This window comes from Actinokineospora auranticolor, assembly GCF_002934265.1.
GTDB classification, from domain to species: Bacteria; Actinomycetota; Actinomycetes; order Mycobacteriales; family Pseudonocardiaceae; genus Actinokineospora; species Actinokineospora auranticolor.
On record NZ_PTIX01000010.1, the window covers coordinates 117394 to 139625 of the forward strand.

Genomic DNA, 22232 nt, shown 5'->3' on the forward strand with positions numbered 1-22232 from the left:
CTTGACGCCGGTTGGCCCATCGGCTTAGGTGATTTTCACACGCGTTCCCGGGTGTCCCGGGTTCCGCGCGACCCCTGCACGCCGACCTCGTCCCCCGGTCGGCACCGAAGGAGTGATCACGTGTCGAGGAACCGCATCGTGGCGGCGGTCGCCGCTGCGGCGGCCGCGGCCGGGCTGGCGTTCGTCCTGCCCTCCGTGACCGCCGAGGCCGCGGCCGACTGCGCCGCGCCGTGGGCCAGTGCCACGGTATACACCGGCGGCAAGACCGCCTCGTACAACGGCAAGAACTGGCAGGCCAAGTGGTGGACCCAGGGCGAGACCCCGGGCGGCGCCCAGGTCTGGACCGACCAGGGCGCCTGCGGCGGCGGCACCCCGCCGACCACCACCACGACCCGCCCGACGACGACCACCCCGCCCACCACCACCCTCCCCCCGGGCGGCTGCAACTACGCGGCCTGGGTCCAGGGCAAGAACTACGTCACCGGTGACATCGTCAAGTTCACCGACGGCAAGTTCTACATCGCCGAGCACGACAACCCGGGCTACAGCCCCGTCGTGAGCACCTGGTACTGGGACCCGTACACCTGCGGCGACACCCCGCCCACCAGCACCACCTCGACCCCGCCCACCTCCATCCCGAACACCGGGTTCGTGGTGTCCGAGGCCCAGTTCAACCAGATGTTCCCCAGCCGGAACGCCTTCTACACCTACAAGGGCCTCACCGACGCGCTCGCGGCCTACCCCGGCTTCGCCAACACCGGCACGGACACCGTGAAGCGGCAGGAGGCGGCGGCGTTCCTGGCCAACGTCAACCACGAGACCGGCGGCTTGGTCTACATCAAGGAGATCAACGAGGCCAACTACCCGCACTACTGCGACGCCACCCAGTCCTACGGCTGCCCGGCGGGCCAGTCCGCGTACTACGGCCGCGGACCGATCCAGTTGAGCTGGAACTTCAACTACAAGGCCGCCGGTGACGCGCTGGGCATCGACCTGCTGCGCAACCCGTTCCTGGTCGAGCAGGACCCGGCCGTGGCGTGGAAGACCGCGCTCTGGTACTGGAACACGCAGAAGGGCCCCGGCACCATGACCCCGCACGACGCGATGGTCAACAGCCGCGGCTTCGGCGAGACGATCCGCAGCATCAACGGCGCCCTCGAGTGCAACGGCGGCAACCCGGCGCAGGTGCAGAGCCGGATCAACGCCTACCAGAAGTTCACCCAGGTGCTGGGCACCACGCCCGGCAACAACCTGAGCTGCTGACCAGCTCAGGAGGCCGGTCGGGGGCGCGGCACACGCCGCGCCCCCGACCGGTACCCGAATGGCCCAACGACAACAGCCTGCGCCCCGGTCGGAATCCCGCTATGCCACTCTGTCCGGGTGGTCGACTTCGCCGCATGCGCCCGATATCGGCGCTCCGCAACCGGATCCCGCGCCCGGGATCGACTACGGGCGGAGACGGCGCGCACCGGATCCGGGGTGGGGAGCGGGGATGGCTGAGCCGGTCGAGCCGGGGAATCCCGCCCCGCGCTGGATGTGGCCCGCGTACCTGGCGGCGGGCGCCGCGCTGGTCGTCCTCTACTACCTGGCACCGGTGACCGCGGGCGGGTTCCCGCTGCGCGTCGTGCTGTACTGCCTGGTCAGCGCCTCGGCGGCGGTGGCGGTCTGCTACGGCGTGGTGCGCAACCGCCCGCAGCCGCGGCTGCCGTGGGTGATGATCGCGGCGAGCCAGCTGGTCTACGCGCTCGCCGACGCGATCTTCTACATCTCGCACTACGTCTTCGACGTCACCGCGTACCCGTCGCTGGCCGACCCGTTCTACCTGGCGCACTACCCGCTGGCGGTGGCGGGCATCGTGATGCTGATCCGCCGCCGCACCCCCGGCCACGACCTGTCCGGCCTGCTGGACGCGGCCACCCTGGCCGTCGTCGCGGCGATGCTGTCGTGGCTGTACGTGATCGGCCCGCAGACCCGCAAGGGCTCGCCGCTGCTGGTGGAGCTGGCGTCGCTGGGCTACCCGGTCATGGACCTGGCGCTGCTGACCGTGGCGCTGGGTCTGGTGCTGGGCTCCGGCGCGCGGCCGCGGGCGTTCTTCCCGTTCATCGGCTGGCTCGCGGCGATCATGACCGCGGACACCATCTACGTGCTCCAGCAGCTCAACGGCACCTTCCAGGCGGGCAACTTCCTGGACGCGATCTGGCTGGCGGGCAACCTGGCGCTGGGCGCGAGCGCGCTGCACCCGACCATGGCGCGGCTGGCCGAGCCGTCACCGGTGCCGGACGCGCCGCTGAGCCCCGTGCGCATCGCCGGGCTGTCCGCGGCGGCGCTGATCGCGCCGGTCGTGCTGGTCGTGCAGTGGGCCGAGGGCACCGTGCGGGACGTGCCGGTGGTCGCCGGGGCGTGCGCGGTGCTGTTCGGGCTGACCATCGCCCGGTTGGCGGCGCTGGTGTCCGACCAGCGCAGGCTCGCCATCACCGACGCGCTGACCGGCCTGCACACCCGCCGGTTCTTCGAGGCACAGCTGCCACTGGAGATCGCCAGGGCGCGGCGCGCCGGGACGACGGTCGCGGTGCTGATCGCCGACGTCGACCACTTCAAGACCATCAACGACCGGCACGGGCACCCCGCCGGGGACCAGGTGCTGGTGGAGATCGCGAGCAGGCTGCGCGACGCGGTCCGCGCCGGGGAGGTGCTGGCCCGCTTCGGCGGCGAGGAGTTCGCCGTGATCCTGCCGGGCGCCACCGCGGCCACCCTGCCGCTGATCGCCGACCGGCTGCGGGAGCGGGTCGCCGGTCAGCCGATCGAGCTGCCGGGCGGTCGGTGGGCGTCGGTGACGGTGTCGGTGGGCACGTCGGTGTTCCCGACCCACGACGACAACCCGGACGACCTGGTGTCGATCGCGGACCGGGCCCTGTACGCGGCGAAGGAGGCGGGCCGCGACCGGGTCGTCGTGGGACCCACCCGGGCGGCCGCCGCGCCGCGCGTGCCCTCCGGCGTGGAGTACCTGCAGCAGGCGGCGGACGAGGTCGACAGCCGGTTGTCCAGCCACGAGCACAGCCGCGCGGTCGCCCGCTGGGTGCGGCTGCTGGCGGTCGAGGCCGGGCTGGACGCCGACCGGGTGCGCACCGCGGAGCTGGCCGGTCGGCTGCACGACATCGGGAAGATCGTGGTGCCCAGGGAGGTCCTGGCCAAGCCGGGTCCGCTGACGCCGCGGGAGTGGGAGCTGATGCGGGCCCACCCGGACCACGGGTCCCGGATGGTGTCGGTGGTGCCCGGCTACTCGACGGTCGCCACCGTCATCCGCCAGCACCACGAGCGCTGGGACGGCGGCGGCTACCCGGATGGGTTGGGCGGCAACGACATCCGGGTGGAGTCGCGGCTGCTGGCGGTGTGCGACTCGTGGGCCGCCATGCGCTCGGACCGCGCGTACCAGCGCGGGTTGTCCGAAGAACAGGCTGTGGCCGAGGTGATACGGGGCCGGGGTTCGCAGTTCTGCCCGGACGCGGTGGAGTTGTTCCTGAGCCTGCATTCGCGCGGCCTCATCGGCGAACTCCGGGTCGTGCACCCGACCGGGATCCTGCCCGCCACACCGTGACGCCGGGCCACCCCTAGGGGTGGTTCCCGGGGCGGGCATCGGGAATGCGCACGATGCGGTCGCGCGGGTGCGCGCGGGACGGTCGGGGCCATGAACGCCAAGGGTTCCGTGGTTCGCTGGCGGCGGTTGACCGTCTGGTTGCACGTCATCACGTCCGTCGGGTGGATGGCGCAGGCGCTCACCCTGGTGGCGCTCATGCTCGCCGGTCGCGCCAGCGCCGTCCCGGGGCGGCGGCACGCGCTGCTGGAGGTGGCGCACCTGATCGATGGGGTCCTGCTCGCGCCGTTCGCCAACGCGGCGGCGGCTACCGGGATCGCGCTGGCGGGGGCGACCTCGTGGGGGTTCTTCCGGCACTGGTGGGTCACGATCAAGTTCGGGCTGACGCTGGTCCTCATCGGGCTCGGCATCGCCGTGCTGTCCTCCGCGCTGCGGCAGGCGGCAGCCGATGATCGGGTGTCCGGTGCCCTGGTCGTCGGGTCGGCGGCGATGGTGGCGGCCATCGCCGCGCAGGTGTGGCTGTCGGTGGCCAAGGCGGGCGGGCGGACGCCGTGGGCGGGGCGGGTCAAACCGGGCACCGCGCCCGCGTGGGTGTTCGCCGCCGCGGTGCTCGCGCCGGGGGCGGACATCGTCGTGTCGTGGGTCGTCGGGGTGCCGGTGCCCGCGCTGTCCCTGCTGCTCGTGGTGGTGGTCGTGGTGGTGGTCGTGGTCACCACCGCCCAGCGGTCCACTATGGACCGCACCGGGGCGGAACAGGGGGTCTAGGCAGGGGTCCAGGTAACAGCCGGGGCACGACTGTGTCAAGATCGTTGATCTGCGGTCGCGCTGGGGGACCCCCGGGTGGACGCTCGCGCAGCGCGTCCGACAAAGTGCAACCACCCACGGCTCGAGATCGACCGCGTCATCCGCTGCCAGCCCGAGGAGGACCGCGCAGGTGAGTCCGAAGATCGACACCGACCCCACGCACACGGAGGCGCTGACCGCGCTGGCCACCCTGGCGGACAAGATCCGCTACGCGTGCGAGAACGTCGACCCACCGACCACCCTCGGGGTCAAGCAATGGCTGGACGCCTACGGCATCCACGTCACGGCCACCTACGCCACCGGCATCATCAACACCTGGCGCGGCGAGAACAAGATCGGCGACACCGGTGACCTGGTGGCGCTGAGCCCCGAGCTGCTCGCCGAGCTCGACGCGCTGCGCTCGCACGAGAGCGCCACCGACAGCCACGCGACGGCCGACCGGGCCGCCGCCGACGCGCCCACCGCGGTCATCCCGGCGGTCACCGCCGACGGACCGGCCGCCCCCACCCCGCCAAGCTCGACCGGATCGGACACCGACGCGAACACCGTGGACACCGACAGAACCGCCAGCGCCGCCGACTCCGGCGCCGTGGCCACCGAGACCCCCGCGGCGACCGAGTCCGCCGCCACCGCGACCCTGGTCGCGGACCCCGCACCGGACGCCGACACTGACGCCGACACCGACGGCGACGTCGTGGACGCCGACACCGACGAGGTCGGGTCCACGTCCAGCGCCGTCGTGGTCGCCGAGCAGCCGACCGCGTCCAGCGCGGGTACCGCGCTCGACACCGTGCCCTACATCGAGGCGCGCGCCGAGCGGGTCGTGCCGCCGGAGGCGGAGCGGTCCGAGCCGCTGACGCCCCAGGTGCCGACCGTGCTGTCCTGGTCGGCGAACATGGCCTGGATCGTGGTGCTGGTGGCCGCGATGGGCATCTCCTGGTGGTCGCTGTTCGAGTACGCGCGCGCGTTCAGCATCCCCACCCCGCTGGCCGCCGTGGTGTCGCTGGTCTTCGACGCCTCCGCGCTCATCGTCGCAGGCCTGGCGCACCGCTACGCCCTCTCGCCCTACTCGGGCGCGGGCCCGAGGTTCGCGCTGCTGGCGCTGCTGGCGGGCAGCGTGTACCTGAACTGGGAGCACGCTGCGGGCAAGGGCTACGGCATCGAGGCGTCGATCATGTTCGCGGCGCCCGCCGCGGTCGGCATCCTGCTGTTCGAGCTGCACATCGGCTGGCACTCGCGCAGCGAGCGCCGGGCCCGGGGCCGGGTCGCCCGCTCGCTGCCGGTCATCGGCGCGTGGGGCTGGTTCCTGCACCCGCTGCAGAGCGTGACCACGCTGTGGCGGGTCACCCACGCGCGCGGGCACTCGGTCCGTGAGGCCGAGCTGATCAGCATCGAGCAGCTGCGGCAGAGCGGTACCCCGGTCTAGGCGAGCCCTGCGGGGAGTTGGATCGAGCCCGGGCCGAAAGTGGTCCGGGCTCACCCGTACGCGGCGGTCGTATGCCGTACGTGGTCGGGTACGGTGTCCCCTGGAGGCGGAGAGGAGCACGATGGCGCCGACGCGGCTCGGACCGACCCACGGGGCGGTCCCCCCGAGCACCCCACCGTCCACACAGGACTCAGCGACCCGCGGTGGGGCCGGGCTGCCCGGTGGCCGCCCATCGGCACAATCCGGCAAGCCCGCCGGCGGACGCCACCACGACGACTCCGGCAAGCTGGTAACACCCGAAGGCGCACGCGCGGACCGCAACCGTGGCGATCACCGTACGACGCCACGGCCTGGGGGGCGAGACGAGATGAGGCAGCGGCTCCGCCGCCGCGGCGGGTCCACGGTCCACACGCGAACGCGCCGTCCGATCACGGTCGGTGACCCGACCGGAACCGAAGTGGCCCGGGCCGGCGAGTCCGCGACCACCGCGAAGCGGACCAGTTAGGATCGGGCCACCATGGCAAAGGACGCGACGAAGGACCACAGCGGGGGCGGTGACCCCACACGCAGCCTCATGCTGCTGTGGCGCAAGCAGAACCAGGCGCCGGTCCGCAACGGCAGGCGCGATCTCAGTGTCGACCGCATCGTCGGCGCGGCCATAGAGGTGGCCGACACCGAGGGCCTCATCGCCCTGTCGATGCGCCGGGTCGCCGACAAGCTCAACGTCGGCACCATGTCGCTCTACACCTACGTGCCGGGCAAGGCCGAGCTGATAGACCTGATGCTGGACACCGTCTACGCCGAGACCGCGAAGTCCGGCGACGGCGCGGAGCCCGGCGGCGCGGGTTCGGGCGCGGGCGACGCGGCGGCACCGGGCTGGCGGGGCGAGCTGCACCGGGTCGCCCACGCGAACTGGGCGCTCTACCACCGGCACCCGTGGATGCTGCGGGTCGGCGTGAGCAGACCGCCGCTGGGCCCCAACGTGATGGCCAAGTACGACCGGGAACTGGGCACGATCGCCGACATCGGGCTGACCGAGGTCGAGATGGACACCGTGCTGAACCTGGTGATCGGGCACGCGGAGACCACGGCGCGGCGGGCGCTGGAGGCCACGGCGACCGAGAGCGACACCGGCGTCAGCGACGAGCAGTGGTGGCAGGCGCACAGCCCGGTGCTGAACACGCTGATGGACGCGAGCCAGTACCCGAGGGCGGCGGCGGTCGGCGCGGCCGTGGGCGCCGTGCACGGCACCGCCTACGACTCCTCGCACAACTTCGAGTTCGGCCTCGCCCGCATCCTCGACGGTGTCGAGGCACTGGTCGCCTCCCGCAAGTCGGAGTAGCGCCCCGAGCGGCTTGCCGGGTGTCCGCCCGGCGGGCTTACCGGGTGTCCGCCCAGCGGCTTACCGGGTGTCCGCCCAGCGGCTTACCGGGTGTCCACTGTGGTCACTCGGTAAGCCCGCCGGGCGACGCCGACGGCGAACAGGGCTGCGCGGCCGGGTCGCGAGCGGGCAGCATGGTCCCATGACGGCGACAGCGGAGCGGGACCCGGGTTTCGGCGGCGAGGTACCGGACTTCTACCACCGGTTCCGGCGCGGTTACCCGGACCGGGTGGTCGACGTCGTCGTGGCGGCCTTCGACCTCACCCCGCTCGACGCGGTGGTCGACCTCGGCTGCGGCACAGGTCAGTTGACCCGACCGCTGGCACCGCGGGTCGGCAGCGTGCTGGGCGTCGACCCGGAACCGGACATGCTGGTCCGCGCTCGCGCGGTCGAGGAGAACCCGGCGAACGTCGGCTGGTTGCTGGGTTCCGACGCGGAATTGTCGGGGTTGGCGGCGCTGCTGCGGCCGTTGGGCGCGATCACCGTCGGTCAGGCCCTGCACTGGATGGACCGCACCAGGCTGTTCGCCACCGCGCACCCGCTGCTGCGACCGGGCGGCGGCGTCGCCGTCGTCACCAACGGCGTGCCGTTGTGGCAGCAGGACAGCGACTGGTCGCGCGCGCTGCGCGGACACCTGTCCGCCTGGCTCGGCAAACCGCTGATCGACACCTGCGGCACCGACCCCGACAGCCAGCGCCGGGTCCGCGACGACCTCCGCGCCGCCGGGTACGCGATCGGCCTACAGGTCGTCGGCTACGCGGCCCACCCGACCGCCGACGAGATCATCGGCGGCGTGTACTCGGCGCTGCCCCACCAGCTCCTGCCCGCACCCGCCGACCGCCCGGACTTCGACGCACGGCTGCGCGCGGTGCTCGACCCGTTCGCCCCGTTCACCGAGTACGTGGAAGTCACCATCCTGACCGGCGCGCGCCGGTGATGGGCCGGGCAGCCGTCACCCCCCTGCACTAGCCTCCGTCGGGTGAGCACCGAGCCGAGCGCCCTCCGCCTGCGGATCTTCACCGAGCCGCAGCAGGGCGCCACCTACGACGACCTCCTGCGCGTGGCCCGCCACGCGGAGGAGACCGGCTACGACGCGTTCTTCCGGTCCGACCACTACCTGAGCATGGGCTCGTCGACCGGTCTGCCCGGTCCCACCGACGCGTGGACCACCCTGGCGGGTCTGGCCAGGGAGACCACCACGATCCGGCTGGGCACGCTGATGACGGCGGCCACCTTCCGGCACCCGGGTCCGCTGGCGATCTCGGTGGCCCAGGTCGACCAGATGTCGGGTGGCCGGGTCGAGTTCGGGCTGGGCACCGGCTGGTACGCCGAGGAGCACACGGCCTACGGCATCCCGTTCCCGAGCCTCGGTGAGCGCTTCGACCGGTTCGCCGAGCAGCTGGAGGTCATCACCGGCCTCTGGTCGACCCCGGACGGCGAGAAGTTCTCCTTCGACGGGGAGCACTACCGGCTGGTGAGTTCGCCCGCGCTGCCCAAGCCGACCCAGCGCCCCGGCCCGCCGATCCTGATCGGTGGTGGGGGCCGCACCCGGACCCCGCGCCTGGCGGCCCGCTTCGCCGACGAGTTCAACGTCCCGTTCGTCCCGCTGGACGCGGCGGCGGAGCAGTTCGCCAGGGTCAGCGCGGCGTGCGCGGAGATCGGCCGCGACCCGTCGGAGATCATCCGCTCGGCGGCGCTGGTGGTCTGCGTCGGCCGGGACGACGCGGAGATCGGGCGCCGGGCGGCGCGCATCGGCCGCGAGGTCGACGAGCTGCGCGCCAACGGGCTCGCGGGCACGCCCGCCGAGGTCGTGGACCGCCTCGGCACCTGGCGCGAGCGCACGGACATCAGCCGGGTCTACCTGCAGGTGCTCGACACCGATGACCTCGACCACCTGGACCTGATCGCCGAGCAGGTGGCCCCGCGGCTCTAGGGGCGCTCCCCCGGCCGGTCGGCCCGATCGGCCGGGACCAGCGCCGCCAGCCCCCGGAGGATCACGTCCAGGCCGAAGGCGAACCGCTCCTCCCTGCTGCCCCTGCCGAGCGCGTCCCCCAGGGACGTCGTGGCGGGGAACTCCTCGGGGGGCAGGCTCGCGAAGAAGCGGCAGACCATGCCGTAGTACTGCTCCGGGTCACGGCCTTCGCGGGCCAGGTCGACGGTCACGGCGTTCTCGATGGCGCTCGCGCTGACGTACATGCCGACCACGTCGATCGCCCAGGCCGCCGCCTGGTCCGGGATGCCCGCGCCGCGCAGGAGCGTCAGGGTGAACTCGGACATCCGCATGGCGTTCGGGCCCATCGGCACGCGGCCGAGGATGACGCGGGCGATGTCGCCGTTGCGGCTGAGCGCCTCGTGCCCGTCGGTCCACAGCCTGGTGATCTGCTCCCGCCAGCGCGCCGGGTCCGGTTCCGGCAGCGGGACCTCGCCGACGACCTCGTCGAAGAGCAGTTCCAGCAGCTCGTCCTTGTTCGCCACGTGCGCGTAGAGCGAGGCCGGTCCGGTGCCCAGTTCGGCGGCGACGCGGCGCATGCTCACCCCGTCGACGCCCTCCGCGCGCAGGATCCGCACCGCCGCGGCCACGATCGTCTCCCGGCTCAGCGAGCGCCGCGCGCCGCTCTTGCGGGGGGTCCACCACGGGGGTTCGAGCCGCGCTGGGTCCGGGTCGCTCTCGGCTGCGGTCATATCGGTCACCCTAGTTGACACGAACGGTGTTCGCCAGTAGAACAGTGTTCGTTAACGAACGCTGTTCGAGGGGGAGCTGAGATGACCGCGACGACGACCACGGCCGGGGAAGGGCTCGACACCGCCTACCGATGGCGGTGGTGGGCGCTGGTGGCGGTGCTGACCGCCGAGATCATGGACCTGCTGGACGCGACGGTGGTGAGCATCGCCGCCCCGTCGATCCAGCAGCACCTGGGCGGCGGCAGCACGATGATCCAGTGGGTGGCCGCGGGCTACACGCTGGCGCTCGCGGTGGGGCTGATCACCGGCGGCCGGTTGGGCGACCTGTTCGGTCGGCGGCGGATGTTCCTGATCGGCCTGATCGGCTTCATCGTCACGTCCGCGCTGTGCGGGCTGGCGCTGTCGCCGGGGATGCTGGTCGCCAGCCGGGTGCTCCAGGGCCTGTTCGGCGCGGTGCTGATCCCGCAGGGCTTCGGTCTGATCCGATCGATCTTCCCGCCCAAGGAGCTGGGCGCGGCGTTCGGCGCCTTCGGGCCCGCCATCGGCCTGTCCACCGTCGGCGGACCGATCCTGGCGGGCGCGCTGATCGGCTGGAACCCGGGCGACGCGGGCTGGCGCGCGGTGTTCCTGATCAACGTGCCGATCGGCCTGGCCTGCTTGGCGCTGGCCTGGAAGGTGCTGCCGGAGTCGCGGGCGGAGGACGCGCCGCGGCCGGACCCGGTCGGCATGCTGCTGGCGAGCACGGGTCTGCTGCTGCTGGTCTACCCGCTGGTGCAGGGCCGCGAGCTGGGCTGGCCGGGCTGGTGCTTCGCGATGCTGGCCGCGTCCGTGCCGATCCTGGTGGCGTTCGGCGTGCACCAGGTGCGCCGCAGCCGCGCGGGCCGCGCGCCGCTGGTGGAGCCGGGGCTGTTCCGGTCGCGGGCGTTCAGCGGCGGCATGGTCGTCGGCCTGATCTTCTTCAGCGCGATGACCGGCGTCGGGCTGGCCCTGAGCCTGTACGTCCAGTTGGGTCTCGGGTTCACCGCGTTGCAGGCCGGGTTGTCGCAGGCGCCGTGGGCGCTGGGGCTCGCGGTCGGCGCCGGGTTGTCGGGGGCGGTGCTGGGGCGCAAGTTCGGCAGGCCGGTGCTGCAGATCGGCGCGCTGGTCATGGCCGCGGGGCTGGTCGTGGTGATCGCGACGGTGGCGTGGTCCGCGGAGCCGGTCACCGGCTGGGACCTGGCGCCGGGCCTGGCGGTCTGCGGCATCGGCATGGGCCTGCTGCTCGCGCCGTTCTTCGACATCGTGCTGGCGGGCGTGACCCAGCCGATGGTGGGCTCGGCGTCGGGGGTGCTGAACGCGGTGCAGCAGCTGGGCGCCGCGACCGGCGTCGCGGTGCTGGGCACGGTGTTCTTCCAGTACTTCGAGGGCGGGCGGCACAACGACGCGCTGCTGGTCGTGCTGTGGGTCTCGGCGGGTCTGGTGGTCGCCACGGCGGCGTTGGCCTTCCTGCTCCCCCGCTGGGCCCGCCCGGAGGACGCCCAGGCCTGACCCCGGTGGAGGGCCGCTTCGGCGGCCCTCCGGCGGTCAGACGGACGTGCGGGACAACCAGGTGTCGAGGACCGCGCGGTCGCCGAAGACCTCCACGTGACCGTCCGGGGCGAGGCGGCGCATGAGGACGAGGAACAGGTCCACCGCCGTGCCGACCACGGCGGTGGTGGCCTTCGCGTGGCCGTGTGCCCACTCGACGCCGGGCCGGACGATCCACTCGCCCCGGTCGCCCAGGTCCTCGGTGACGTGCAGGTGGAGGGTGTCGTCCCCGGCGAGCGGGGACTCCCCCAGGGGAAGCGCGACCCCCAGCGAGAGCCACTCGGAGATGCCGTCGGCGGCGACCTCCGGGTCGAGCGCGTAAGGGGCGCCCAAGGCGATGGCCGCGTCGGCGTGGTGCACGACGGTCTCGTAGAGGCGGCGGCGCAGCCACCAGCCCGCCAGGAGCGGCCCGGCGAACCCCGCGCGCGGGGTGTCCGCGCCGACCGCGGCCACCGCGTCGAAGAGCACGGTGGTCCCTGCGCGAGCCAATCCGGCACCTCGGACCAGTCGGGGGCGGGTAGGCCGGGGGTGTCGTCGGGGCGGGTGAAGACACCGGTTTCCACCACGCGCGCGGCCCAGCGGTCGCCCCGACCGACGTGCTCGGCGAGGTCGCGCAGGGTCCAGCCGGGGCAGGTGGGGACCTCGCGGGTCGGGTCGGCGTCGCGGATGAGGTCGGTGAGGCGGCGGTTGTGCTCGTTCCAGACCGCGGTGGTGTCCACGGCGCCAACCCTAGGCGCTGCCGCCCGCGCGTTTCAGCGAGTGACAATCAGTTGCGAACCTCGGACGGAGGTCACACCAATGGACCATGGCGTCGGCCGTACGATCACTCTGTGATCGACCCGGACACGCTGCCCGACCCGCAGGCCTGGCCCCGGTGGCTGGCCCGGGACGCGGAGCGGCGCAAGCTGGTGGACCAGGCCGACCTGGACCGCCTCGCGCAGGCCGTGCGCGACTTCCCCGCCGCCGCCTTCGCCGAAGGCTTCCTGCCCGAACCGCTGCCCGTGGAGCGCACGGAGAAGCTGTCCCGGGGGGACCACCGGGAGACCACCGAGGGCGCCAAGGTCCGGCACCGGGTGCTGGCGGAGCCGGGCGAGGTGCGGGGGTGGAACCTGGGCAACGGGGTGGTGATCAGCATGGGTCAGGCGACCGTGCGGCCGGTCTACTCCCCCGTGGCGCGCGGCGAGAACGCCGCCCTGCGCGCCGACGGCACGGTGACCCGCACGATGATCACGTCCTGGGAGCCGTACCCGGCGCCGGTGGAGGTCGAGGTGGACCCGTCGCGAACCATCCCCCTGGACGACTACCTCCGCCGCGCCCTCACCGATTTCGAGCGCCCCTGACCGACCCGCGACCACCGCCCCGGGTCGACCACAATCAACCTCGAACACCAAGACTCACGACCGCGCAGCCGGGCACCGCGTCAGTCGGTCACCTGGCTGCGGTTCTGGTAGGCCAACTCCAGGTACTCCGGGTGCCGACGCATCCAGGCGGCGATGAACGGACAGGTCGCGAGGACCGGCAGCCCCCGCTCCCGAGCGTCGTCCAGCGCCGCGCGGGCCAGCGCCCCACCGACGCCGTGGCCTTCGAACGACGAGTCGACCTCGGTGTGCGGGTAGACCACCACCGTGTGGCTCCGGATGTACTCGGCGTACCCGGCGAACCGGCCGTCCACCGTGGCCTCGAACCGGTGCCGCTCCGCGACGTCGGTGACCTCCACCGCCATGGCGACCTCCTCCTGGTGTCACCGCCAGCCTAGCCGGCGCCGGCCATCACTCGGGGTAAGGAAATCCGAGCGGTTTCCACCTTCGTGTCCGGAGGAACCTCCCGAACAGACACGGCAGGTAAAGGAGCCCCCGGTGCGCACCACGTCCGACGCGGAAGAGACCCCCAAGGAGCGGCTGGACCGCAACCTCGGCGAACTGCTCCAGGAGCTGCGCGTCGCCCAGGCGGGCGTGCAGATCCTGTTCGGCTTCCTGCTCTCCATCGCGTTCACCGAGGTCTACGTCCGCGACGCCAACGCCTTCGAGCGCGGCACCCACCTCGTCGCTGTGCTGTTCGCCGTGGCGTCCGTCGGCCTGCTCACCGCCCCCGCCGCCTGGCACCGGATCCTGTTCCGCCGGGGCAAGCGGCAGGAGATCATGCACCTCGCCACGCGGACCACGATCGCCGGTCTGGTCTGCCTGTCCCTGGCCTTCACCGCCGCGGTGCTGCTGCTCGCCGAGATGGTCATCGGCGGGTGGGCGGCGTTCGTAGTTGCCGGGGTGTGCGGTCTGTTCATCGCCGCGCTCTGGTTCGCCGTCCCACTACGGGAACGCGAATAGCGGACGGCCCGGTCGAGTGACCGGGCCGTCCCCTTACCCCCTGCGACTCACTCGGTGGTCAGGCGGAACTCGACGCCACCGAGGTCCTCGCCCTTCTCATCGGTCTGGTTGACCCACACGACCGCCCGCGCCTGGTCGGCCGTCGCGGTGAAGTCGATCTTGGTCTCGAACCGCTCCTTCGGGTCGATGGCCAGGCCCGCGAGCACCGCCCGCTTGCCGTCGACGATCTCGAACGCGGTCTCGCCGACCTGCCGGATGCCCTCGGCCTTGCCGCCCGACTGCTTCCACCGCGCCGCCAGTTCACGGCCCAGGTCGATGGTCACCTTGCCCGCGAACGGGCCCTCGGGCGCGGTGAAGACCAGGTTGGTCAGCGCGCGCGGGTTCGGGTTGGCCAGGGTGAACGGCCGGGTGGTCGGCGTGCCGGGCTTGACCCGCACGGTGTCGACGTTGCGCCACGCGATGTTGTTGTTGTTCCGGGTGTTGGTCAGCGTGTTCGGGCCCTCGGCGAAGGTCATCGGGTCGGTCGCCGACACCCACCGCGCCAGCAGGCAGAAGTGCCCCGGGCCCGGCACGCCGTTCCACGGGATCACCACGTTGGTCGTCCCGGCGGGCACGGTCACGTTCGTCGCGGTGTTGATGTGCGTCCAGTGCGTCGGCCAGATCGCCGCACCGCCCTGCGCGGTGTAGTACAGCTTGAGGTCACCGGTCGCGGTGCCCGCGCCGTTGGGGCCGGGGTTGTTGAGTTTGACGTGGATGTAGCTCGTGCCGCCGACCACCGGGTTCGTGCCCGCGCACGGGGCGGGCGACGGGCAGACGGTGATGTCCGGGCTGGTCCAGATCGGGTTCAGGCCGTGCGGCTCGACTCCGGTGTCCGCGGCGTGGTCGCGGACGAACACGTCCGTGCGGCGGCAGTTGCGCAGGCTCTGCTGGATGGTGGTCGCGGTGTTGGAGCCGTTGGCCGCGGTCTGGGTGTAGACGCCGCCGGTGGTGGTGGCGTAGTCCTGCATGATCGTCACGACCGGGGCGGACACGCCGCCGGTGGGCACGTAGACGCTGTTGATCTTGATGTTGTTCTGCGCCTGCAGCGCCCGGGTGTGCGCGTTGGCGACGTCGACCGCGGTGTGCGTGTCGTCGAAGCCGCCGGGCAGCGCGTCGGTCACCAGGATGATCATCTTGGTCGCGTTGCTGCGCCACACGCCGGAGAAGTTGCCGGTCTGCGGGCGGCCCGCGGCGGGCAGGTTGTTGACCGCGGTGTTCAGCGCCTCGTCGGAGGCCTCGGGGCCGCCGCCGCCACCGCCCGCGACAAGGCCGTTGACCCCGGCGGTCACCGCCGCCTGGTTGCCCGCGGCCAGGTCGTTGAGGACCTTCACGTCGTCCTTGAAGGTCACCAGACCGAGCTTGAAGTCGCCGCCGGACAGCGTCGACACGTCGCCGATGATCGTGTTGATGCCCGCCTTGATGTTGGCGATCGCGCCACCCATGCTGCCGGTGTCGTCGATGACGAACGTGACGTCCAATGGACCGCACGGGCCTGCTGCGGGCGGCTGCGCGACCGGCACGACGGCGGGCGCCGCGGCGGCCGGGATGGCGGGTAGGACGGCCGCCACCAGCGCGGACGCCGCGGCCACGAGGGCTCTGCGGCGGGCTGGGACACTGCGGTGGAACATGGTGATCTCCTCGCCGGAGGGGCGTACAGGGTGTGACCCGAAGCGTGTCGGCGACCGGTTGTGGCATGGTTGTCGCGGAACGCAACCGAAGTTGGGGGTTTGGCCGCACGCGGCTCAGCCGGTTGGGTGTTTGCGCACCGCAGTCGGGTCGTTACGCTCCCTTTACCGAGCTGCGCGGAAGGAGCTGGGGGTGAGCGGACCCGGCGAGCTGCGCGTGCTGGGACCGGTCGAGGCCGTCGGCCCGGCCGGGCGCGCGTTGGTGCACGGCACCCGCCAGCGCGCGGTGCTGGGGGTGCTGGCCCTGCACGCGGGCACGGTGTTGCCCGCGTCCCGGTTGATCGACGTGCTGTGGGGCGAGAACCCGCCGCGCACCGCCGTGAAGACGCTGCACAGCCACGTCGCCCGCATCCGCCAGGCCCTCGCCGCCTGCGGTTTCCCGACCGTCCTGCGCACCCGCGAACCCGGCTACCTGCTGGCCGTCGAACCCGAGTCGGTCGACGCGCTGCTGTTCGACCGGCAGGTCCGCGCCGCCCGCGAGCACCTGGCCCGCGACGAGGCCGACCGGGCCGCCCAGCAGCTGCGGGCCGCGCTCGGGTTGTGGCGGGGCGACGCGTTCGCCGACGCGGCGCTCGAGGGCTGGGGCTGCGGCGAGGTCGAGACCCTGCACGAGCAGCGGCTGGCCGCGCTGGAGGACCTCTGGGACGCCGAACTGCGCCTCGACCGGCACGCCGACGCCGTCCGGGAACTGCCGCGCCTGGTCTCCGCGCACCCGACGCGGGAGCGGTTGGCGGGCCTGTACATGCTGGCCCTGCACCGCTGCGGCCAGCACACCGAAGCGCTCGCGGTGTTCCGCGCGTTGCGCACCCGGCTGACCGACGAGTTCGGCGTCGACCCGGGCCCGGAGCTGCTGGCGCTGCACACGTCGATCCTGCGGCGCGACCCGAGCCTGGACCCGCGACCGGCGGTGCGCGGGCCCGCGCAGCTGCCCGCGCGGGTCGGGCACTTCACCGGCCGGGTCGCGGAGTCGGCCGCGCTGGACGCGATGCTGGCGGACCCGTCCGACGAGCGGCCGGTCGTGGTGATCTCGGCGGCGGCGGGGATGGGCAAGACCGCGTTCGCCGTCCAGTGGGCGCACCGGGCCGCCGACCGCTTCCCCGACGGGCAGCTGTTCCTCGACCTCGGCGGCCACGACTCCGGGCGCGCGTTGTCGGCGTCGGACGCGCTCGCGCACGTGCTGCGGGCACTGGACGTGCCGGATGAGCGGATGCCCGCCGAGCTGCCGGAACGCGCCGCGCTGTACCGGTCGCTGCTGCACGGCAGGCGCTGCCTGGTGCTGGCGGACAACGCGGGCGACGTCGAGCAGGTGCTGCCGCTGGTGCCGGGCAACGGTCGGACGCTGCTGGTCGTGACGAGCAGGCAGACGCTGGCCGCGCTGGGGACCCGGCACGCCGTGCACCCCGTGGCCCTCGACAGCCTCGGCCACGCGGAGTCCCTCGAACTGCTGACCAGGGTGCTCGGCGCGGACCGGGTCGCGCGGGAGCCGGGCGCGTCGGCCCGGCTGGGGCGGCTGTGCGGCGGGATGCCGCTTGCGCTGCGGCTGGCGGCGGCGCGGCTGGTGTCCTTACCCGGTCGGACGGTGGCGGAGTCGGCGGCGGAACTCGTCGGCGCGGGTCGGTTGGACACGCTGGCGGTGGAGGGCGACTCGCGGACGGTGCGGGCGGTGTTCGCCAGCGCGTACGAGCCGCTGGAACCGGGGCGGGCGCGGGTGTTCCGGCTGCTGGGGCTGGCGCCGGGCACGTCGGTGAGCGCGTGGCTGGGCGCGACGCTGTGCGGGGTGCCGCCGGAGCGGGCGCGGGAGTCGCTGTCGGCGCTGGCCGCCGCGCACCTGGTCACCGAGACCGAGCGGGACCGGTACCGCTTCCACGACCTGGTGCGGGAGTTCGCCGCCGGTCGGGTGGAGCGCGAAGAGCGGGCGATCGCCCTGTCCCGGCTGGTCGACTGGTACCTGGTGGTCGCCGACGAGGCGAACAAGGTGATCGATCCCAACCGGGACCTGGTGACGCCGTCGCTGCGGCACCCCCGCTGCCGGGTCCCGTTCGACGACCGCCACGGCGCGCTCGCCTTCCTCGACGCGGAGCGGGCGAACCTGCGGGCGGTGGCGCAGTGCGCGCGCGAGTTGGGCAGGCTCGACTCGGCGTGGCAGCTGACGTACCTGCTGACCAGCTTCTACGACGCGACCGGGCACTGGCACGACCGGGTCGAGCTGTGCCGCCAGGGCGCGGCGGCGGCCACGGCGCTGGGCGATCCCGTGGCCGAGGCGGAGATGTTGCGGGCGCTGGGCGTCGCGTACTTCATGACGCGGCGGTTGAAGGAGGCGCTGGAAACCAACCAGCGCGCGTTGAAAACGGTGCGCGCGGCCGGAGATCTCGCGGGCGAGGGCCACGTGCACAACAACATCGCCAACGCGTACGCGGAGTTGCGCCGCTTCGACGAGGCGATCGCCGCGCACCGGCTGGCCGTGGCGCGGTGCGCGGAGGCGGGCAGCGACCTGGGCCGCGCGTTGTCGCAGCGCAACCTCGGGCACACCTTCGTCCGGATGGGCCGGGCGGAGGAGAGCCTGACCCCGCTGACCGACGCCCTCGCCACCTTCCGCGGCCTGGGCAACGCCCGCTTGGAGGCCGCGACCCTGGACACCCTGGGCGAGGCGTGGTTGCAGCGCGGCGACCACGGCGCGGCGCTGGCGCACCTGCGGGAGGCGGTGGAGGTCAGCCGCGCCATCGGCGACCGCTGGCTGGAGTGGGAGTCGTTGCTGGACACCGGCCGCGCCCACCTCGACTCGGGCGACGTGCGCGCGGCGGTGGCGCACTTCAGCGCGGCCCTGGACCTGAGCCGCGAGGTGGGCGACCGGCACGGCGAGTCGTCGGCGTTGAACCAGCTGGGCCGCGCGTACCTGGCGGCGGGCGACCTGGCGGCGGCGCGGGAGAACCTGGAGCGCAGCCTGTCGATCCGCACGGCGGTGCCGGACGACTACGAGTTGGCGCACCTGCACCGCGACCTGGGGGACCTCGAGTCCCGCGCGGGCGACTCGACCACCGCCACCCGGCACTGGTCCCGCGCCCGGTCCCTCTACAGCCAGGCCAACGCGACGACGGAGGCGGAGGAGCTGTCGGCGCGGCTCACACCGTGAGGACCGTCTTGCCGCCCGCGTGCCGTTCCCGCATGGCGTCGGCCGTGTCGGACAGGGGGTGGAGCCTGCTGATGACCGGGGTGAGCTTTCCCTCCGCCACCAGGGTTGCGAGGGTTCCGAGGATCGCGTTGTCGCGTTTGGACGACAAGATCCTGAGTTTCTGGGGGACGAAAGGGTTTGCGGTGAGGGTTTTGAGGAGCCTGGGGACCGGGCCGAGGGTCGGCCCGCCTTCGCCGGTCGTGCTGACGTAGACGCCGTCGCGGGTCAGGACCCGGCGGATCGCGGTGACGCGGTGACCACCCGCCACGTCGACGACCGCGTCGTAGCGCGTTGTCGCCTCGGTGAAGTCTTCCTTGCGGTAGTCGATGACGTGGTCGGCACCGATGCTTCTGGCGTGGTCGACGTTGCGCGCGCTGCACACCGCCGTGACCTCCGCGCCCTTGATCTTGGCGAGTTGCACGGCGAACGTGCCGACACCGCCGGACGCGCCGTTGACCAGGATGTGTCCACCCTTGCCGGCTTGGGCCATCTCGACGGCCTGGTAGGCGGTGGTGCCCGCGACCGGCAACGTTGCGGCTTGCTCGAACGTGATGCCCCTGGGTTTGCGGACGAGGTGGGCGGCAGGGGCGGCGACGTACTCGGCGAAGCCGCGCTGCTCCATCTCCCCCAACACCTCGTCCCCTTCCTCGAACGCGGTCACACCCGCGCCTGTCCGCACAACGGTGCCCGCGATGTCGCGGCCGAGGATGGTGTGCTTTGGCTTGGTCAAGCCGAAAGCGAGTCGCCCGATCCGGGGGATGCCGCTGAGCACGGCCCGGTCGGCGAAGTTGAGGGAGGCGGCGCGGACCTCGACGAGGACGTCGTCGGGCCCGGTGTCGGGTTGGTCGACGTCGGCGTATCTGAGGACGTCGGGGGTGCCGTAGGTGTGGTGGACGATGGCTTTCATCGTTGGTCCTTAGCGTTGCTGGGCGGCCTTGACGCCCTCGATGACGGTGTGCAGGTAGGAGACGCAGGCGAGGATCGTCAGTCCGGTGTGGACCGCGTTGACCAGGTCCGGTTCCCAGACCCCGGCTTTGACGACGTGGTCGGTCGAGGCCAACCAGAGCAGGATCGTCGAGCAGGCGACTTCCGTGGCCGCCCGCGCCACCGCGAGGGGGATGCTCCAGCGGGCGTAGTGGGCGGCGAAGGAGAACCCGAGAGTGGCGATGACCAGGGCCATGAACAGGTAGAGGACGGAGTTGAAGCGGGGGTCGAGCCATTCCCTCGCGTACAGGAGGAAGGCGACGAACCAGACGGTGATGGCCGTCTGGGTGACCAACTCGGTGTAGCGCGCCCGACGGGTCGGCTTGGCAGGCAGTTTCTCGGGCGCCCACGACCGCGGCTTGCAACTGATGAGCGCGAACACAAGGGTAGTCCAGAATCCGATATGGACAGTCGTGTGCAACGCGGCCGTAAGTGACTCCACCACGAAAGTCTTGTCGCTCAACGCCCGCATCAGACCCACGGCCACCGCGACCCCGGGGACCACGGTCACCACCAACGCGGTCAACAACCGCGTGTAGTCGAGGTAGACCTCGGGCCCGATGAGCCGCAACGGCCGATCGGCGTAGCCCGCGGCCAGGCGAACGGGGTCACCGAACTCGGTCAACACCTCGACCTCGCCCCCACCTTCCCCTCCCTCCACCCGCATCTCCACCGCGTCGGCTATCGAAGCCCGCAACTCGCGCTCGATGTCCACCCGCTGCCCCTTGGGCACCCGGGTCACGACGGCCTCGACGTACCGGTCGACCAGTGCGCTCACAGCTCCCCCTTCAACCCGCGAAAGGCCAGGTCGAGCCCGACCCAGTCCCGCGCCAACTCCCCCGCCATGACCCCACCCGCCTCGGACGTCCGATAGAACTTCCGCGGCCGGGACTCATCGGTGTTCCACTCGCTGACCAACAACCCCTGCTTCTCCAACCGCCGCAACAACGGGTAGAGCGTGTTCGCGTCGACCGCGAACCCCCGCCGCTCCAACACCTCAAGCAGCGCGTACCCGTAGTTGGCCTCCCGGAGCACCAGCAGACAGGCCAGCACCACGGTCCCCCGCCGCAACTCCTGCAGGTGCGTGGCCAACAGCTCCTCATCCACACAACACACAATAGTGTGTGCCACACATTATTGCCACTGCCATCTGCCCAACCTTGGAGAACCTCTCAGCCACAGGCTCCAGCCGCACCTTCTCGGCACGGCCGCGGCTGCTCGCGGTTCCGGAGCCGCGACCGGCGGGGCGATACCTGGAGGACCTGAAGGGCGGAGGCGGCGCCGAGCAGGATGCGGGGATACCGGGCGTCGAGGTCAGGACCCCGACAAGGGGGCGCGTCGGGTATCCCCTCGGTCTACTCAGCGGCGTGTTTGCGTTGCTGGACAACGGTTCAGTCGCGGTCGGACGGTGTCCGCGGCCGCGGTTCCCGGGACGGCAGTGGTCTGTCTGCCCCAGGGCGGTCACGATCGCCTCGACCAGCCGCTCGTCCACGCAAGGCGCGCGGACCCTCGCGATCGCGGTGAGTCGACGGCAGCCCGCTTCGCGATGTCGGCCTGCCGCAGCGGGAGCGGGTGTCCAGCGCCGCCGGGTGGCTGACCTCGGGTCCGATCGCGTTTTCGACGGCGGGATGAATGCCGGCGAGCAGCCCGCGGATGCGGTTGCCGGCCCGGGTCACCTCGCCGGCGGGGTCGTCGGCGATGGTGAACGCATCCCGAGCGTCGGTCTTTCGCGCGGCCTGGGCAGGGTCGGCGATGCGGCTCATGGCCAGGCCAGGTAGGCCACGAGAGGGCCGGTCGTGACCAGCCGGTCGACTACGACCAGCGGGGTTCCGTACCGGGCGAGCTTGTCGAACGACGCCCGCGGCATTGGTCCGCTGTCGGGCAGCCGCTTCCCCGCCGGATCGGCGTCGTGCACGGCGGCTGCGCACTGGCGGCCGAGGCCTCGCGGGCCACGCGCTGGTCACGCGACGGCACACCCGTGCTCCTACCGACCCTCGGCGGCGACATCGTCCGGGCCGCCACCGAGCGCGGTGTGCTGGTCGGGGCCAGCGGTGCGGGTGCCAAGATCCTGGTCCGCTGGAACCGCGACGACACGCTCACACGGCTCTCCGGCATCAACGGCCGCCACCCGCGTCACGACAAGACCTACCGATCGGTGGCCGTGTCCCCGTCAGTGGTGCCTCGGTGCCACCGGTCGGCGCCGCCCGGATCACGCGTGCGACATAGCCATACCGGCCCCCGGCGACCAACAATCCCGGCTGTGTGGATAACCCCGATGTGACAAAGCCGCAGATCAGCGGCGGAGTGGGGTGGATGGACTACACCCGATCCGGACGCCGATGGGGTTGGCACGAGGCGGGAGCCCCGGACGCGCGGGACCGGGCGATGATCGCCGAGGGTGCCGCGCCGGCGCCCTCGGCACTGGCCGGTGGGCCACCGCGGAGTGGTGGCGCCCGGGTTGGTTCCCTGCCGTCGGCCTTGCGGGTCAACCGCCATGGGACCGGTGCGGGCAAGTGGCGCGATGACCAAGCCCCGAAACGTGGCAGTTTCCTGGTCAGGCGGGCGATCGTGCCGAAACCCTGG

Annotated in this window: 20 protein-coding genes and 1 pseudogene; 11 read left to right on the forward strand and 10 right to left on the reverse strand. The window is 72.4% G+C overall.

All coding sequences use genetic code 11. The features are described 5' to 3' along the window. The first annotated feature begins 120 nt into the window (after positions 1-120). From CLV40_RS19460 to CLV40_RS19490, 7 genes are all read left to right on the forward strand, one after another. Positions 121-1263, forward strand: a complete 1143-nt coding sequence (locus CLV40_RS19460) for a glycoside hydrolase family 19 protein (protein ID WP_104480377.1) — start codon at positions 121-123, stop codon at positions 1261-1263. A gap of 229 nt (positions 1264-1492) precedes the next feature. Beyond that, positions 1493-3595, forward strand: a complete 2103-nt coding sequence (locus CLV40_RS19465) for a diguanylate cyclase (protein WP_245931396.1) — start codon at positions 1493-1495, stop codon at positions 3593-3595. 90 nt (positions 3596-3685) lie between these two features. Next, positions 3686-4357: a hypothetical protein gene (locus CLV40_RS19470; RefSeq protein ID WP_104480379.1), complete on the forward strand. Its 672-nt coding sequence runs from the start codon at positions 3686-3688 to the stop codon at positions 4355-4357. 169 nt (positions 4358-4526) lie between these two features. Further along, the gene (locus CLV40_RS40330; protein WP_104480380.1) at positions 4527-5822 is read left to right on the forward strand and encodes a DUF2637 domain-containing protein; all 1296 of its coding nucleotides are present in this window, start codon (positions 4527-4529) and stop codon (positions 5820-5822) included. A gap of 517 nt (positions 5823-6339) precedes the next feature. Then, complete coding sequence (locus tag CLV40_RS19480; RefSeq protein ID WP_104480381.1) at positions 6340-7164, forward strand: TetR/AcrR family transcriptional regulator; 825 nt, start codon at positions 6340-6342, stop codon at positions 7162-7164. Positions 7165-7345: 181 nt separating this feature from the next. Beyond that, positions 7346-8140, forward strand: coding sequence for a class I SAM-dependent methyltransferase (locus CLV40_RS19485; RefSeq protein WP_104480382.1), 795 nt, complete (start codon positions 7346-7348; stop codon positions 8138-8140). 42 nt (positions 8141-8182) lie between these two features. Then, complete coding sequence (locus CLV40_RS19490) at positions 8183-9136, forward strand: LLM class F420-dependent oxidoreductase (RefSeq protein ID WP_104480383.1); 954 nt, start codon at positions 8183-8185, stop codon at positions 9134-9136. On the opposite strand, the gene CLV40_RS19495 is transcribed toward CLV40_RS19490, so the two are convergent. Then, positions 9133-9885, reverse strand: coding sequence for a TetR/AcrR family transcriptional regulator (locus tag CLV40_RS19495; protein ID WP_104480384.1), 753 nt, complete (start codon positions 9883-9885; stop codon positions 9133-9135). The two genes, CLV40_RS19490 and CLV40_RS19495, sit on opposite strands and share 4 nt — an antisense overlap. Before the next feature lie 81 nt (positions 9886-9966). Here CLV40_RS19495 and CLV40_RS19500 point away from each other — a divergent pair, with 81 nt between their 5' ends. Next, the gene (locus tag CLV40_RS19500) at positions 9967-11412 is read left to right on the forward strand and encodes an MFS transporter (RefSeq protein WP_104480385.1); all 1446 of its coding nucleotides are present in this window, start codon (positions 9967-9969) and stop codon (positions 11410-11412) included. A gap of 36 nt (positions 11413-11448) precedes the next feature. Here the strand turns inward: CLV40_RS19500 and CLV40_RS19505 are convergent, their stop codons facing one another. After that, a complete protein-coding gene (locus CLV40_RS19505; RefSeq protein WP_425428239.1) occupies positions 11449-11919 on the reverse strand; it encodes a maleylpyruvate isomerase N-terminal domain-containing protein in 471 nt (156 codons plus the stop codon). Next, positions 11826-12170, reverse strand: a pseudogene (locus CLV40_RS40800) (maleylpyruvate isomerase N-terminal domain-containing protein); the annotation flags it as partial. The gene CLV40_RS19505 and the pseudogene CLV40_RS40800, both read right to left, overlap by 94 nt. 111 nt (positions 12171-12281) lie before the next feature. On the opposite strand from CLV40_RS40800, the gene CLV40_RS19510 reads away from it, so the two are divergent. Then, positions 12282-12791 carry a hypothetical protein gene (locus CLV40_RS19510; RefSeq protein WP_104480386.1) on the forward strand — a complete coding sequence of 170 codons (510 nt, stop codon included), beginning with the start codon at positions 12282-12284 and terminating at the stop codon, positions 12789-12791. 80 nt (positions 12792-12871) lie between these two features. Here CLV40_RS19510 and CLV40_RS19515 read toward each other — a convergent pair whose 3' ends face one another. Further along, positions 12872-13174 (reverse strand): GNAT family N-acetyltransferase, encoded by a 303-nt coding sequence (locus tag CLV40_RS19515; RefSeq protein WP_104480387.1) that lies wholly within the window; start codon positions 13172-13174, stop codon positions 12872-12874. Between the two features lie 133 nt (positions 13175-13307). Between CLV40_RS19515 and CLV40_RS19520 the strand changes: the two genes are divergently transcribed. Next, positions 13308-13772: a DUF6328 family protein gene (locus CLV40_RS19520; protein ID WP_104480388.1), complete on the forward strand. Its 465-nt coding sequence runs from the start codon at positions 13308-13310 to the stop codon at positions 13770-13772. Positions 13773-13819: 47 nt separating this feature from the next. On the opposite strand, the gene CLV40_RS19525 is transcribed toward CLV40_RS19520, so the two are convergent. Next, a complete protein-coding gene (locus tag CLV40_RS19525) occupies positions 13820-15439 on the reverse strand; it encodes a vWA domain-containing protein (protein ID WP_104480389.1) in 1620 nt (539 codons plus the stop codon). A gap of 190 nt (positions 15440-15629) precedes the next feature. On the opposite strand from CLV40_RS19525, the gene CLV40_RS19530 reads away from it, so the two are divergent. Further along, positions 15630-18626, forward strand: a complete 2997-nt coding sequence (locus tag CLV40_RS19530) for an AfsR/SARP family transcriptional regulator (protein ID WP_245931398.1) — start codon at positions 15630-15632, stop codon at positions 18624-18626. Here CLV40_RS19530 and CLV40_RS19535 read toward each other — a convergent pair. The 5 genes from CLV40_RS19535 to CLV40_RS38120 form a co-directional block, all read right to left on the reverse strand. Further along, on the reverse strand, positions 18616-19572 hold the full coding sequence (locus CLV40_RS19535) for an NAD(P)-dependent alcohol dehydrogenase (RefSeq protein WP_104480390.1): 957 nt from the start codon (positions 19570-19572) through the stop codon (positions 18616-18618). The genes CLV40_RS19530 and CLV40_RS19535 overlap by 11 nt on opposite strands. A 9-nt stretch (positions 19573-19581) precedes the next feature. Further along, a complete protein-coding gene (locus tag CLV40_RS19540; RefSeq protein WP_104480391.1) occupies positions 19582-20427 on the reverse strand; it encodes a hypothetical protein in 846 nt (281 codons plus the stop codon). After that, positions 20424-20756, reverse strand: coding sequence for a PadR family transcriptional regulator (locus CLV40_RS19545; protein ID WP_104480392.1), 333 nt, complete (start codon positions 20754-20756; stop codon positions 20424-20426). The genes CLV40_RS19540 and CLV40_RS19545 overlap by 4 nt, the downstream gene beginning before the upstream one ends. Before the next feature lie 284 nt (positions 20757-21040). Next, a complete protein-coding gene (locus CLV40_RS19550) occupies positions 21041-21412 on the reverse strand; it encodes a hypothetical protein (RefSeq protein ID WP_181043596.1) in 372 nt (123 codons plus the stop codon). Then, positions 21409-21564 (reverse strand): hypothetical protein, encoded by a 156-nt coding sequence (locus CLV40_RS38120; RefSeq protein ID WP_181043597.1) that lies wholly within the window; start codon positions 21562-21564, stop codon positions 21409-21411. Before CLV40_RS38120 ends, CLV40_RS19550 begins: the two co-directional genes overlap by 4 nt. Positions 21565-22232: the final 668 nt, after the last annotated feature.